Here is a 13,832-nt window from a genome sequence, read left to right on the forward strand (position 1 = left end):
GGGGAAAATCAGATGACGTCACACCCTACACCGCCCGCTGAACCGCTAAAAAAATCCGGTTTTAATTTACCCACAGGTTCCGCACAAATGGTCGCGCTGGCGGTTATTTTGCTGGTGAATGCATTGGTGGCTAACAACTTCTTCTCCATTCAAATTCAGGATGGTCGCCTGTTTGGTAGCCTGATTGATATTCTCAACCGTTGCGCGCCGGTAGCGATACTGGCGTTAGGAATGACGCTGGTCATTGCGACCGGTGGAATCGACCTATCAGTGGGTGCCGTAATGGCTATTGCCGGTGCCACTGCCGCGAGTATGACCATCTCAGGTTTTCCTCTGGCAATCGTGCTGGCGGGAGCAATCGGAGCCGGTGCGCTGTGCGGGCTGTGGAACGGATTTCTGGTGGCTATCCTCAAAATACAACCGATTGTTGCCACCCTGATGCTGATGGTTGCAGGCCGGGGTATCGCTCAGCTCATAACCGAGGGCCAGATAGTTACCTTTAACGATCCTACACTGGCTTGGGTAGGCAGCGGCACAATGCTCTATTTACCCACCCCGATCTCCATTATTGTTTGCGTATTTCTTCTCCTTTGGGTGCTGACCCGCAAAACGGCTTTGGGGCTATTTATTGAATCAGCGGGAATTAATCTTAGAGCCGCCAAGAATGCGGGCGTAAATACCAATATGGTGGTGATGTCGACCTACGTGATTAGCGGCATATGTGCAGCGATTGCCGGAATTATTGTGGCCGCAGATATTCGCGGTGCAGACGCAAATAATGCCGGATTATGGTTAGAAATGGACGCGATTCTTGCGGTAGTAATTGGAGGGGCATCGCTTATGGGAGGGCGATTTAATCTATTGCTGTCATTGACCGGTGCCTTAATCATTCAGGGAATGAATACCGGAATTTTGCTCTCTGGCTATCAGCCACAGTGGAATCTGGTGGTAAAAGCGCTGGTGGTGCTGCTGGTTCTTGTCCTTCAGTCCCCTGCGTTTATGCGCTTATTGAGAAGGAGATAGGGTCATGTTTAAGCGCCATTTACCTTTGACGATCACCATTGCCGTTTTTATCCTTGGCTATCTCTTCTGCTTTGCCCGATTTCCGGGGTTTGCCTCCACCCGAGTTATTTGCAACATTCTGACGGATAACGCCTTCTTGTGCATTGTCGCGGTGGGCATGACGTTTGTCATTCTTTCGGGCGGAATCGACCTGTCGGTAGGTTCGGTAATTGCCTTCACCGGCGTTTTTCTAGCGAAAATGATCGGCGACTGGGCCATTGACCCAATGCTGGCATTTCCTATCATCATGGTAATGGGCTGTTCATTTGGCGCATTTATGGGCTGGCTGATTGATTCGTTAAAAATCCCGGCCTTTATTATCACGCTGGCTGGCATGTTTTTTCTGCGCGGCGTCAGTTTCTTAGTTTCTGAGCAATCCATTCCTATCGACCACCCTCTTTACGCCAACTTATCCGGTATCGCCTGGAAGATACCCGGCGGTGGGCGATTTAGCCTGCTGGCGGTCATCATGTTGGTGGTGGTCCTATTTGGTATTGTTCTTGCGCACAGAACTCGCTTTGGTAATAACGTTTATGCTCTCGGCGGTAGCGCAACCTCTACCGAACTGATGGGCATATCCACTCGCAAAACCACCATCGGTATTTACATGCTATCAACCGGTCTGGCAACGCTCGCCGGCATCGTATTTTCATTTTATACCTCTGCCGGTTATGCCCTCGCGGGGATCGGCGTTGAGCTAGATGCCATTGCCGCCGTCGTCATCGGTGGAACCCTGCTAAGCGGCGGCGTGGGTACCGTATTTGGTACGCTGTTTGGCGTGCTGATTCAGGGGCTGATTCAAACCTACATTAACTTCGACGGAACCCTAAGCTCGTGGTGGACAAAGATCGTCATCGGCATTTTGTTATTCGGATTTATCGGCCTACAGCGCCTGCTAACCGTGTTTTGGGCTAACCGCCAAATAGCCACCGCCCGTAGGATCGCCCCTGACATAAGCGACATCGTAACTCCGAACCCAACGTAGCCGTATATAAACGCAAAGTGCGCCATAAGGCGCACTTCCGAATCCCATCCCAACAATCAATATTACGATTGATTAAACACGCGATTTTCCTGCTCAGCCACCCGAATAAAGGTGGTTCTCTTAGTCAGCTCTTTCAGGCGTTCAGCGCCCACATAGGTACAGGCTGAACGTAAGCCGCCAAGAATATCTAGAACGGTGTGCTCAACCGGGCCGCGGAACGTCAGCTTAACGGTTTTACCTTCAGCCGCCCGATACTGCGCAACGCCGCCAACGTGACGGTTCATTGCCGATTCTGAACTCATGCCATAAAACTGCATATACTGCTGGCCGTTTTCTTCAATAACGTTTCCTTCGCACTCTTGATGCGCGGCTAACATTCCACCGAGCATAACGAAGTCTGCACCGCCGCCAAAAGCTTTAGCAACGTCTCCCGGTACGCTACAGCCACCGTCACTGACAATTTGGCCACCCAGACCGTGGGCCGCATCAGCACATTCAATAACGGCTGAAAGCTGAGGGTAGCCCACGCCGGTTTTGACTCGGGTAGTACAAACGGAGCCCGGACCAATACCGACTTTAATGATATCCGCACCGGATAAAATCAACTCTTCAACCATTTCTCCCGTTACTACGTTACCGGCACAAATGACTTTATCCTGATTAGCTTCACGCGCTTTTTGTAAAAATCTGACAAATTGCTCTGAGTAACCGTTTGCTACATCAATACAAATAAATTTCAGTAAAGGTGACAGCTCAAGGATTTGCTTGAGTTTGGCGAAATCGGCTTCAGAAGTACCGGTCGAGACCATCACGTGACGCAAAACTGACTCAGGTACGCGGGCAACAAACTCGCGCCATTGCTCAACGGTATAATGCTTATGCACGGCCGTCAGCAGGTCGAAAGAAGCAAGCGCCTCTGCCATGGTAAACGTACCCACGGTATCCATATTGGCGGCAATAATAGGAATTCCCGACCATTGATGGCCTGAATGTTTAAAGGTGTAGGTGCGTTCAAGTTCAACCTCAGAACGACTTTTAAGCGTGGAACGCTTCGGACGAATCAAAACATCTTTGAAGCCTAACTTCAAATCTTCTTCAATACGCATAGTGGTAGGTTTCCTGGTTTTTGGCGACGTATCGCAAATTAGCAACAAGCTGAATGTGGGCCATTTCCAGTGACGTTATCATACACATGAATAATTACCGAACAAGCCTGAGATTTGCAGAAAATTTCAGATATACTCGTATGAATTTATCTGCGATAGAGCAGATATAAGGTATACCATGGATGCCCCACTCATTGCCTTGCTGTCTGGCCTGTTTGGCTTATTTATCGGCAGCCTGATAAATATTGTCTCATTCAATCTGCCGTTACTAATTATTGACCGCTGGCGGCGCTCCTGTTACCAATATGTTATTCAAGATAGCCACTTTCAGGCCATTCATTGCGTTTCCCTTGATTACCCCACGCCTTTAGCTCCACGTTTACTCTCTCCACCCTGCTGTCGCGGCTGTAAACGACCGTTATCAAGACTTTCGCTATTTTCATTGTTATGGTCACAGGGAAAATGCCCGCATTGTCACAGAGCAACGTCGCCTCTATATGCCTATACCGAGCTTCTCACTAGCTTTATCTTTATGATGATTATTGCTTCTCCGAGAGAGCCCGTCGCCGCGTTAATAATATTCAGTCTAACCGCTGTTTTGATCGCGGCCGCACTCATAGACATACAGCATCAACTGTTACCGGACTCATTAACCTACCCGTTGCTTTGGAGCGGCTTAATCAGCGGATATTTTGGGCTAATGCCATTAACCCTATCAGAATCCGTTGCTGGCATTATGGTTGGTTTTCTACTTTTATGGCTGCCGGCACACGCTTTCAGATTGATAAAGGGTATTCATGGGTTAGGCCACGGCGATATAAAATTAATGGCGGGTTTAGGCGCGTGGTTAGGCCCAGCATCACTGCCCGCAGTGATGCTTCTTGCCAGTATGGGCGGGCTGCTTTTTTGGTGGTTTAACCGGCGTATAGGCAAGCAGAACAATTCACATATGGCCTTTGGTCCTTTCCTTGCAATTGCAGGGTGGCTTGCACTTCTTGAGGATCCCTTTATTATTGATCCCTGATGACTATCATAGGTATTTGTATGAGCTATATCGTGGCACTGACTGGGGGAATTGGCAGCGGAAAATCAACCGTTTCCGATGAATTCTCCCGGCTGGGCGTTCCCGTCATAGATGCAGATATTATCGCCCGAGAAGTGGTTGAACCCGGAACCGTGGCGTTGCAGGCAATAGCTCAGCATTTTGGTGTATCCATGATCCAGCCTGATGGTAAACTCGATCGAAAAAGGCTCAGAGCGCACATATTCAGTCACCCGGACGAAAAACAGTGGTTAAATAACTTATTGCACCCTCTGATTCAGCAAGAAACCCGGCGAAAAATGGCGGCCATCAAGGCACCTTATATACTTTGGGCTGTCCCACTTTTAGTGGAAAACAATCTTTGCTCCCGGGCAAATCGAATATTAGTGGTAGATGTCAGTACAGAAACGCAATTGCAGAGAACAATGGCTCGTGATGGATCCAGTCAACATCAGGCAGAACAAATAATTGCCGCACAGTCTTCACGCCAGGCTCGGTTATTACAGGCCGATGATGTTATCAATAACGATGGATCCAGCGCAGAACTGATTAATCAAATAGAGCATTTGCATCAAAAGTATTTAACCTTAGCCCATGAATTCAACAAGCAGGATTCGTCTATATGAGTGATTTATCCCAGAACATACTTTTTGAACATCCGCTTAATGAAAAGGCCAGAACCTGGCTACGCCTTGAATTTCTACTTCAGCAACTACAGCACAATCGCTCCTTAACCAATCTGACTAACACATTGGGGTTCTTTCGCACGGTCAGTGAGCTATTAGATATTATCGAGCGCGGCGATGTCCGTACTGAGCTAATAAAAGAATTAGAACGCCAACAGCAAAAATTATTAGTATGGACCGATGTTCCCGGCGTTGACATTGAACGCCTGAATGCGCTGCGCCATAGCCTGAAAGATCAATCATCAGCGCTATTAGCCGCGCCTCGCCTTGGTCAATCGCTAAAAGAAGACCGGATAATCAGCATGGTCCGTCAACGCTTAAGCATACCGGGCGGCTGCTGTAGCTTCGATTTACCCGTTTTGCATATGTGGCTACACAACGCTAAACGGGAGCGCGATGAGCAGGTTTCAGAGTGGATTGAAACCATGCTCCCGTTGAATAACGCGCTAAATACCTGCCTGAATTTAATTCGCCAGTCGGGAGCCTATCAGAAACAGGTTAGTACCAACGGTTTTTACCAAGACAACGCGGAAGACAGCGCAATGTTACGCATTCGGGTAGATTCAAGCTATCAGCTATACCCTCAGGTTTCCGGCCATAAAACCCGTTTTGCCATCAGATTTATGCCGTTTGACAGCGAGCTGGGCGAAACGCCCGACAAGTTTACCTTTGAAATTGCCTGCTGTTGATATCAGGCTAATACGCTGACAGATCGGCAGCATTCGCTTTAATTAGCAGTGAATATTTTTGGAGATAGTAATGAGTACCTGTGCGATCGAAGTGAATTGTCCTACCTGTAGTAAAGTAGTTATCTGGGGGGAACAGAGCCCTTACCGACCTTTCTGCTGTAAGCGCTGTCAGCTCATTGACTTAGGCGAATGGGCCGATGAAGAAAAACGCATCCCAAGCTCCGGCGATCTTTCAGACCTCGAAGACTGGAGCGAAGAAGACCAGAAATAATATTCTGGCCTTGGTAACCACAGCAAGTACTGCACGACTATTTTCCCTGTTCAGCCCTGAGCCTTAGCTGAGCAATCACTGGCCGGTTAGCTTCAGGGAAATGGTCTTCGTTCAGTTGAGAAACCGTAACCCAGCGTGATACCTGCCCCTCACACCCTTCGGGTTCCCCCTGCCAGTCGTCAACCACAAAGAAGTGGAGCTTAAGGTTTCGATCCGGATAGTCATACTCTAAGGTGGTTAGCAGCTCTGACCGGGAAGCCTCAATGCCAGCTTCTTCATAAAGCTCACGATACAGCGCCTGCTCGGGGCTCTCGCCCAGACTAGTTTCTACCTTACCGCCGGGAAACTCCCAGAAGTCAGCCAAATGGCTGCCTTTCATGCGTTGAGTAACAAAGATGCCCCGTTCCGCGTGAATAATAATACCAACAGCAATCTCTATACGTTTAATACCCATACCGCTGCTCACTTATGTCGAAAAAATTGACGGCTATTAAGGATGGATCAGGCTGATAAAATAAGAGCGCCATCAGGCGCCCTTATTCACTCATTCAAACCCGGCTGAGCTTATTGTAGCTGACCGTGGCACTGTTTGTATTTCTTACCTGAACCACAAGGGCAAGGGTCGTTACGACCAATTTTACGCTCACCGCGCACTACGGTGCCGCCGGCAACGGATTCATCTTCCAGCATATTTTCAGCATCTTGATGGCTCAGTTGCTGTTGGCTCGCTAAGCGCTCGGCTTCTTCACGATGCTGTTGCTCCACGGCTTCAAGCTCTTCAGGCATACGTACCTGAACCTTGCTCAGCACGCTGATGACTTCGTATTTTAAAGCTTCCAGCATGTTAGCAAACATTGAGAAAGATTCACGCTTGTACTCCTGCTTAGGATCTTTCTGAGCATAGCCACGTAAATGAATGCCTTGACGTAAGTAGTCCATTGCGGCCAGATGCTCTTTCCACAATGTGTCGAGCGTCTGTAACATCACGCCTTTCTCAAAGTTACGCATCATTTCTTCGCCAACAACCTCTTCTTTCAGCTTGTAAGCTTTAAGAGCTTGTTCAAGAATACGCTCGCGCAAAGGCTCTTCATGCAGCTCAGGCTCTTTGTCTAACCATTGTGCAATCGGAAGGTCGAGATCGAAGTCATTTCTCAGACGATTCTCTAATTCAGGTACATCCCACATCTCTTCCAAGGACTGAGGTGGAATATAGCTATCGATAACGGTAGAAAATACGTCGCCACGGATGCTATCGATAGTTTCGCTAACGTCTCCGCCGTCCAGTAGCTCATTACGCTGAGAATAAATCGCACGGCGCTGGTCGTTTGCTACGTCATCAAATTCCAGTAATTGCTTACGAATATCGAAGTTACGGCTTTCTACTTTACGCTGCGCGTTAGCAATGGCTTTGGTGACCCACGGATGCTCAATAGCTTCGCCCGGCTTCATACCCAGTTTACGCATCATTCCGGCTACGCGGTCTGAGGCGAAGATACGCATCAGGGCATCTTCCATTGATAAATAGAAGCGTGAAGAACCGGCATCACCCTGACGGCCTGAACGACCACGAAGCTGGTTATCGATACGACGAGATTCATGGCGCTCTGTGCCGATAATATGTAAACCACCGGCAGCCAGAACGCGGTCGTGGCGAATTTGCCATGCTGCTTTCACTTCGGCAATTTGCTCTTCGGTCGGGTTTTCAATCTCGGCAAGCTCACTCTGCCAGCTGCCACCTAATACTATATCAGTACCACGACCAGCCATGTTAGTGGCGATAGTTACCGCACTTTCCTGACCCGCATTGGCAACGATTTCGGCTTCTTTTTCATGGAACTTAGCGTTCAGAACTTTATGCTCAATACCGGCTTTAACCAGTTCACGGGAAACCACTTCCGATTTTTCAATCGAAATAGTACCCACCAGAATCGGCTGACCGTTAGCGCTACGCTCTTTGATATCTTCAATGATGGCGTCGATTTTCTCTTTCTCAGTCATATAGACTAAGTCAGGCATGTCTTTACGGATCATTGGGCGGTTAGTAGGAACAACGATAGTGTCGAGCTTATAAATTTGGCGGAATTCGAACGCTTCGGTATCGGCCGTACCGGTCATGCCGGCCAGTTTTTCGTACAGGCGGAAGTAGTTTTGGAAGGTAATAGAAGCCAGCGTCTGGTTCTCGTTCTGAATGTCCACGCCCTCTTTTGCTTCTACGGCCTGATGAAGACCGTCAGACCAACGACGGCCTTCCATCGTACGACCAGTGTGTTCATCTACGATGATAACTTCACCGCCTTTAACGATATAGTCAACGTCGCGGGTAAATAGTGCATGGGCACGCAGCGCGGCGGTAACGTGATGCATCAGCGCAATATTGACCGGAGAATACAGCGATTCACCCTCGGTCATCATTCCCGCTTCCATCAGCAGTTCTTCAACCAGCACTAAACCGCGCTCAGTGATATTAACCTGACGGGATTTCTCATCCACAGAGTAGTGGCCTTCACCTTCAAAGGTATCGGAGTCTTCTTTTTCCTGACGCAGGAAATTAGGAATAATTTTATTTACCTGTTTGTACAGCTCAGAGCTGTCTTCTGCCGGACCGGAAATGATCAACGGAGTACGGGCTTCGTCGATTAAAATTGAGTCAACCTCATCCACCAGTGCGTAATGCAGTTTGCGCTGAACGCGTTCTTCAGGACTAAACGCCATATTGTCGCGCAGGTAGTCAAAGCCAAATTCGTTATTGGTACCGTAGGTGATATCGGCAGCATAGGCTTCACGCTTAGCCGGAGACGGCATGCCGGGTAAGTTGATGCCAACGGATAAACCTAAGAACTCAAACAGCGGGCGGTTGTTTTCCGCATCGCGTCGGGCCAGATAGTCATTCACAGTAACAACGTGCACGCCGCGACCGGAAATCGCATTCAGGTAAGCCGGTAACGTCGCAGTGAGGGTTTTACCTTCGCCGGTACGCATTTCTGCAATACAGCGATCGTTCAACACCATACCGCCGATCATCTGTACGTCGAAGTGACGCATACCAAACACACGCTTACTCGCCTCGCGAACCACGGCAAAGGCTTCAGGAATAATCGACTCTAGCGACTCGGACTTATCAAGACGTGCGCGAAACTCGATTGTTTTCGCTCTTAGTTCGTCATCAGACAGCGCTTCAAATTCAGGCTCAAGAAGATTAATTGCTTCTACATGTTTACGCATACGGCGCAGAGTTCGGTCATTACGGCTACCGAAAATTTTTGTCATTAATTTAGTTAACATACGTCTAAATATCTCTTTAGTAGTGCCTACCGGCAGAGGAAATTCAAATAAAAAATAAAGAAAAACTATCCGGCAACCGCATAGACAAACTATTTTACGGCAGCGGGAGCATCAAACGTTTAGAGAGGGGCCAGCGCGAATACCCTGAACTTTGGCTAACCAAAGCCCCACGGTAGGCTGAATAAAGATAGAATCAATAGGTACCAACAACGATAATGTCGCCGGTATGGCTATATTTGAAGAAAAGAGTATCGATAATGAATCTAATAGCGCAAGATGACTAACCAGAATCTTTCCGTCTTCGTTATTATTTTTTATGGTGTCTGGCGTTGGCTCATCCTGAGGAAAAGTCACTGCTAAGCGGGTAAGATAATTGCGAATGGCAAACTGTTGCCATGGATTCAGGTTTTGCAGCGGGCGGTTATTAATTTGGCTGAGTAATACCAGTTGACCAACGCCCGGAACCGCTGAGTTAATGTTGTTAACATTCAACACTGCCGTTGATAGTGAGACTTGCTGAGGTAAACCGTTAAGATGTGCGGGCGCACTGATACTTGCCGCAACAACCCCTAGTAAGAGGTGCGGCCAAAAATAACGCCTACCAAATTGTCGCCAACGATTTAAAATGCCCATTATCAACTAATTTTTCATCTGCCGGAATGTGACTTATGCGCGATAGTCGCCCTGTATTACTCGATACGCTATTCGATGATGCTGACTTACTTAAAAACGTACAGCAACGCGCCATAGCACTGTTAAAACTTAATAAGGCAGTTAAAGCCCTGTTACCTAAGCAGCTACATAATTACTGCCGGGTTGCTAATTTCCGCCAAGGCGTTTTAGTCCTTGAGGTAGCTAACGCCAGTTGGTTGGTCCGATTACGCTATGAGCAACCCATGCTGTTAACCACGCTTAGAACTGAAATATTACCATCTTTAGCCTCAATCGACATAAAGATTAATCCTAAGTTAACGATAAATAATCAAACTGCTGCCGATTTGGTCAGAAGCTATACGCCAAAGGATAGCAAAGATGATACGCCTATGCGCAAGCTTAGTGAACAGAGTGCAGAACAATTAAGGGATTTAGCGGCAAGAAGCCCAGGGAAATTGAAAGAAAAACTAGAACGACTGGCTGCACTGGCCGGAGAGAGAGTTACCAGCACAGCGAGTCGTAATAAAAAATCGTAGACCTAGTTAAGACTAAGCCAGTACGGTTCTTGAAGTTTTGAATGCCAGCGGCATTTCAGCTTCATCTTCATAGGTCACGTATTCCCAAGCTTCCTGCTTAGCTAATACGGCCTGTAATAACTTATTATTTAACGCATGACCAGATTTGAACGCAGTAAACGCGCCAACAATGTTATGGCCACACATAAACAGGTCACCAATTGCATCCAACATTTTGTGTCGAACGAACTCGTCCTGAAAACGTAAACCGTCTTCGTTAAGTACACGATAATCGTCTACTACGATAGCACAGTCAAAGCTTCCGCCCAGACACAGTCCTTTGGACTGTAAATACTCGATATCACGCATAAACCCGAAAGTACGAGCACGACTAATCTGGCGAACAAACGCATCTGCAGAGAAATCCATGCAATAGCGCTGTGAGCCGGAATCAATCGCCGGATGATTGAAATCGATAGTAAAATCTAAGCTAAAACCGTTATACGGGGTCAGTTCAGCCCATTTGTCACCGTCTTCAACGCGGACTGGCTGAGTGATACGTAAGAATTTCTTCGATACGTTTAGCTCTTCAATTCCGCCGTCTAAGAGTAAGTAGACGAAAGGCGCCGCACTACCATCCATAATCGGGATTTCAGGTGCGTCAACTTCAATAATAATGTTGTCGATGCCTAATCCTGCTAATGCAGCATTAAGGTGTTCCACGGTAGAAATACGTACGTCATCTTCGTTTACCAAACAGGTACAAAGCATAGTATCACGCACGGATTTTGCATCTGCCGGAAAATCAACCGGTGGATTCAAGTCAGTACGACGATAGATGACACCCGTATTCGCCGCAGCAGGGCGCAAAGTCAAGCTCACCTTGCGTCCGGTATGTAAACCAACGCCGGTTGCTTGAATGATGCGTTTCAGTGTCCGCTGTTTAATCATCGTATTATCTCGCAATATTGAACCATCTTGCCATAGCATACACTACGGTCTCCGCGGGAGTTTAGCATAAAGAGCGGAGAATCAAAATCATTCAGTCTATTCGGCTTAATCAGCCTGCTTACGCAGGAACGCCGGAATATCTAAATAATCGGGTTCTTTGTTTACCGGTGAACCTTGATCGTTCACCACTTTCGCTGCCGCTGGTTTAGCTTCTTGCTGTTGCAGAGGGGCTAAACCGTGTTGCGCGTAACGGTGGTCGACAGGCTGAGCCGCCGGAGATTTAGAAACTAGCGTAATTTCCGGACGCTTATCCATACCAATACCGGTAGCAACAACGGTAACACGCAGCTCATCACTCATTTCAGGATCTAATGATGTACCGATAACAACGGTAGCATTATCAGACGCAAATGCGCGAATGGTGTTACCTACGGTTTCGAATTCGTCTAAGCGTAAATCAAAACCGGCGGTAATATTAACTAAGACACCGCGAGCGCCAGAAAGGTCAATATCTTCCAATAATGGGCTAGAAATTGCCATTTCAGCAGCTTCTTCTGCACGATCTTCACCGCGGGCAATACCCGATCCCATCATGGCATAACCCATTTCGGACATCACGGTACGTACGTCAGCAAAGTCAACGTTCATTAGGCCAGGACGAGTAATCAGTTCAGCAATACCTTGGACTGCACCTTTTAATACGTCATTAGCCGCACCGAAAGCATCCAGTAAAGAGATACCGCGGCCCAGAACCTTCAGAAGCTTATCGTTTGGAATAGTAATGAGTGAATCGACGTGTTTAGAAAGCTCAGCAATGCCTTGCTCTGCAAACGTCATTCGCTTCTTGCCTTCAAAGTTAAACGGCTTAGTCACAACAGCAACGGTCAGAATGCCTAACTCTTTAGCCACTTCGGCAACAACCGGCGCAGCACCGGTACCAGTACCACCGCCCATACCTGCAGCGATAAATACCATGTCAGCACCCTCAAGCGCAGCACGCAGCGCTTCACGGTCTTCTTCCGCAGAGTTACGACCAACTTCTGGGTTTGCACCCGCACCCAAACCTTTAGTTACGCCACTACCAATCTGAATAGTTTGGCCAACAGCGGTTTTACGCAACGCTTGAGCATCAGTATTGATAGCGAAGAATTCTACGCCTTCAATGTGCTCGCGCACCATGTGTTCGACGGCGTTACCGCCACCACCACCGACGCCGATGACTTTAATCACCGCATCGTTGGTTAGCTCCATAGGTTCAAACATAATCTCTCTCTCCGTTTTAACTCTTACGCAATGAATTATCGCTTAAAATTGGATAATTGCACCACTGTATTAAAATTCTTTACGTAACCAGCCGCTCAATCGTTTAACCCAGCTACGCACAGATGTTCTTTTTTCTACTTCAGACTCCCCCCGGAGGTGGGACTCTTTACCGTAGTGCAACAGACCTACTGCCGTTGAGTAGTAAGGCTCCTGCGCATAATCCGTTAGTCCAGTAATATTCAAAGGCCGGCCTATACGTACCTGCGTGTGGAATACCCGTTCAGCACATTCAGCCAGACCATCGATTTGAGCCGCCCCACCGGTTAAAACCACCCCGGCAGCTAAATGGTGTTTCACACCCTGCTGACGTAACTGTTCCTGAACTTGTAAAATCTCGTCATTTACTAAATTTAATAATTCGGTATATCGTGGCTCAATAACGTCAGCTAACGTTTGTCGCTGTAAACTACGCGGTGGTCTGCCACCTACGCTAGGTACCTCAACATTTTCATCTTTACTGACAATTGAACCCAGCGCACAACCGTGTCTCACTTTTATCGCTTCTGCATCTGTCGGAGGTGTACCGAAAGCGTATGCGATATCGCTGGTTACAACATTGCCAGCGTAAGGAATTACCTTAGTATGACGCAGTGCGCCTCCGGTATAAATAGCAATATCCATTGTACCGCCACCAATATCGATTACACACACGCCTAGCTCACGTTCATCCTCGGTTAAAACAGCATAACTCGCGGCCAGACCAGCAAAAATTAGCTGATCAACCTTTAAACCGCAGCGTTCAACCGCTTTAACAATATTTTTAGCCATATCGTTATGACACGTAATTAAATGAACTTTTGCCTGCATCCGAACGCCCGACAGCCCAACCGGATTCTTGATACCTTCCTGATAGTCAATAGCGTATTCCTGAGGAATAACGTGCAAAATCCGGTGTTCGTCACGGACCCTTACGGATTTCGCCGTATGTACAACGCTTTCAACGTCTTCTAGCGTCACTTCTTCTTCTGAAATCGGCACCATACCAATTTCATTCTGGCAGCTGATATGCTTACCAGAAAGCGCCAAATAAACGGATGCAATTTGACAATCGGCCATCAGTTCAGCCTGATCGATAGCGCGCTGGACTGATTTAACCACTGACTCTAAATCGTTAACGCCCCCCTTATCCATACCGCGGGAAGGGCAGCTACCAACGCCAATAATATTCACCATACCGTCAGGCAATACTTCACCAACCAGCGCGGCAACTTTTGCCGTACCAATTTCGAGTCCAACTACCAGCTTTCTGTCTGTTGACTTGATCAT

14 protein-coding genes are annotated in these 13,832 nt (G+C 47.8%); 7 read left to right on the top strand and 7 right to left on the bottom strand.

The window, feature by feature from the left end; translation table 11 throughout:
* Positions 1-12: 12 nt before the first annotated feature.
* Both ytfT and yjfF read left to right on the top strand, forming a co-directional pair.
* Positions 13-1,023: a galactofuranose ABC transporter, ATP-binding protein YtfT gene (gene ytfT, locus GVI43_RS03065; RefSeq protein WP_159565280.1), complete on the top strand. Its 1,011-nt coding sequence runs from the start codon at positions 13-15 to the stop codon at positions 1,021-1,023.
* A gap of 4 nt (positions 1,024-1,027) precedes the next feature.
* Positions 1,028-2,047: a galactofuranose ABC transporter, permease protein YjfF gene (gene yjfF / locus GVI43_RS03070; protein WP_159565281.1), complete on the top strand. Its 1,020-nt coding sequence runs from the start codon at positions 1,028-1,030 to the stop codon at positions 2,045-2,047.
* A 62-nt stretch (positions 2,048-2,109) separates the two neighbouring features.
* Here the strand turns inward: yjfF and GVI43_RS03075 are convergent, their stop codons facing one another.
* The gene (locus GVI43_RS03075) at positions 2,110-3,153 is read right to left on the bottom strand and encodes a GMP reductase (RefSeq protein WP_159565282.1); all 1,044 of its coding nucleotides are present in this window, start codon (positions 3,151-3,153) and stop codon (positions 2,110-2,112) included.
* A 178-nt stretch (positions 3,154-3,331) separates the two neighbouring features.
* On the opposite strand from GVI43_RS03075, the gene GVI43_RS03080 reads away from it, so the two are divergent.
* The 4 genes from GVI43_RS03080 to yacG all read left to right on the top strand — a co-directional run bounded on the left by GVI43_RS03080 (position 3,332) and on the right by yacG (position 5,841).
* Positions 3,332-4,177: a prepilin peptidase gene (locus GVI43_RS03080; protein ID WP_159565283.1), complete on the top strand. Its 846-nt coding sequence runs from the start codon at positions 3,332-3,334 to the stop codon at positions 4,175-4,177.
* A gap of 20 nt (positions 4,178-4,197) precedes the next feature.
* Positions 4,198-4,821: a dephospho-CoA kinase gene (gene coaE, locus GVI43_RS03085; RefSeq protein ID WP_159565284.1), complete on the top strand. Its 624-nt coding sequence runs from the start codon at positions 4,198-4,200 to the stop codon at positions 4,819-4,821.
* Positions 4,818-5,570, top strand: coding sequence for a cell division protein ZapD (gene zapD, locus GVI43_RS03090; RefSeq protein WP_159565285.1), 753 nt, complete (start codon positions 4,818-4,820; stop codon positions 5,568-5,570). The genes coaE and zapD overlap by 4 nt, the downstream gene beginning before the upstream one ends.
* A gap of 70 nt (positions 5,571-5,640) precedes the next feature.
* Complete coding sequence (gene yacG, locus GVI43_RS03095; RefSeq protein ID WP_159565286.1) at positions 5,641-5,841, top strand: DNA gyrase inhibitor YacG; 201 nt, start codon at positions 5,641-5,643, stop codon at positions 5,839-5,841.
* 37 nt (positions 5,842-5,878) lie between these two features.
* Here yacG and mutT read toward each other — a convergent pair whose 3' ends face one another.
* The 3 genes from mutT to secM form a co-directional block, all read right to left on the bottom strand.
* Positions 5,879-6,289 carry an 8-oxo-dGTP diphosphatase MutT gene (mutT, locus tag GVI43_RS03100; RefSeq protein ID WP_159565460.1) on the bottom strand — a complete coding sequence of 137 codons (411 nt, stop codon included), beginning with the start codon at positions 6,287-6,289 and terminating at the stop codon, positions 5,879-5,881.
* A gap of 116 nt (positions 6,290-6,405) precedes the next feature.
* Positions 6,406-9,123: a preprotein translocase subunit SecA gene (secA, locus tag GVI43_RS03105; protein WP_159565287.1), complete on the bottom strand. Its 2,718-nt coding sequence runs from the start codon at positions 9,121-9,123 to the stop codon at positions 6,406-6,408.
* A 111-nt stretch (positions 9,124-9,234) separates the two neighbouring features.
* Positions 9,235-9,759: a secA translation cis-regulator SecM gene (gene secM / locus GVI43_RS03110; RefSeq protein WP_425482116.1), complete on the bottom strand. Its 525-nt coding sequence runs from the start codon at positions 9,757-9,759 to the stop codon at positions 9,235-9,237.
* A 32-nt stretch (positions 9,760-9,791) separates the two neighbouring features.
* Between secM and GVI43_RS03115 the strand changes: the two genes are divergently transcribed.
* A complete protein-coding gene (locus tag GVI43_RS03115) occupies positions 9,792-10,313 on the top strand; it encodes a DUF721 domain-containing protein (protein WP_159565289.1) in 522 nt (173 codons plus the stop codon).
* Between the two features lie 12 nt (positions 10,314-10,325).
* Here the strand turns inward: GVI43_RS03115 and lpxC are convergent, their stop codons facing one another.
* From lpxC to ftsA, 3 genes are all read right to left on the bottom strand, one after another.
* Positions 10,326-11,243 (bottom strand): UDP-3-O-acyl-N-acetylglucosamine deacetylase, encoded by a 918-nt coding sequence (gene lpxC / locus GVI43_RS03120; RefSeq protein ID WP_159565461.1) that lies wholly within the window; start codon positions 11,241-11,243, stop codon positions 10,326-10,328.
* Positions 11,244-11,348: 105 nt separating this feature from the next.
* On the bottom strand, positions 11,349-12,506 hold the full coding sequence (gene ftsZ / locus GVI43_RS03125) for a cell division protein FtsZ (protein ID WP_159565290.1): 1,158 nt from the start codon (positions 12,504-12,506) through the stop codon (positions 11,349-11,351).
* Positions 12,507-12,575: 69 nt separating this feature from the next.
* Positions 12,576-13,832: a cell division protein FtsA gene (gene ftsA / locus GVI43_RS03130; RefSeq protein ID WP_159565291.1), complete on the bottom strand. Its 1,257-nt coding sequence runs from the start codon at positions 13,830-13,832 to the stop codon at positions 12,576-12,578.

The organism is Budvicia diplopodorum (assembly GCF_009800925.1).
GTDB classification, from domain to species: domain Bacteria; phylum Pseudomonadota; class Gammaproteobacteria; order Enterobacterales; family Enterobacteriaceae; genus Budvicia; species Budvicia diplopodorum.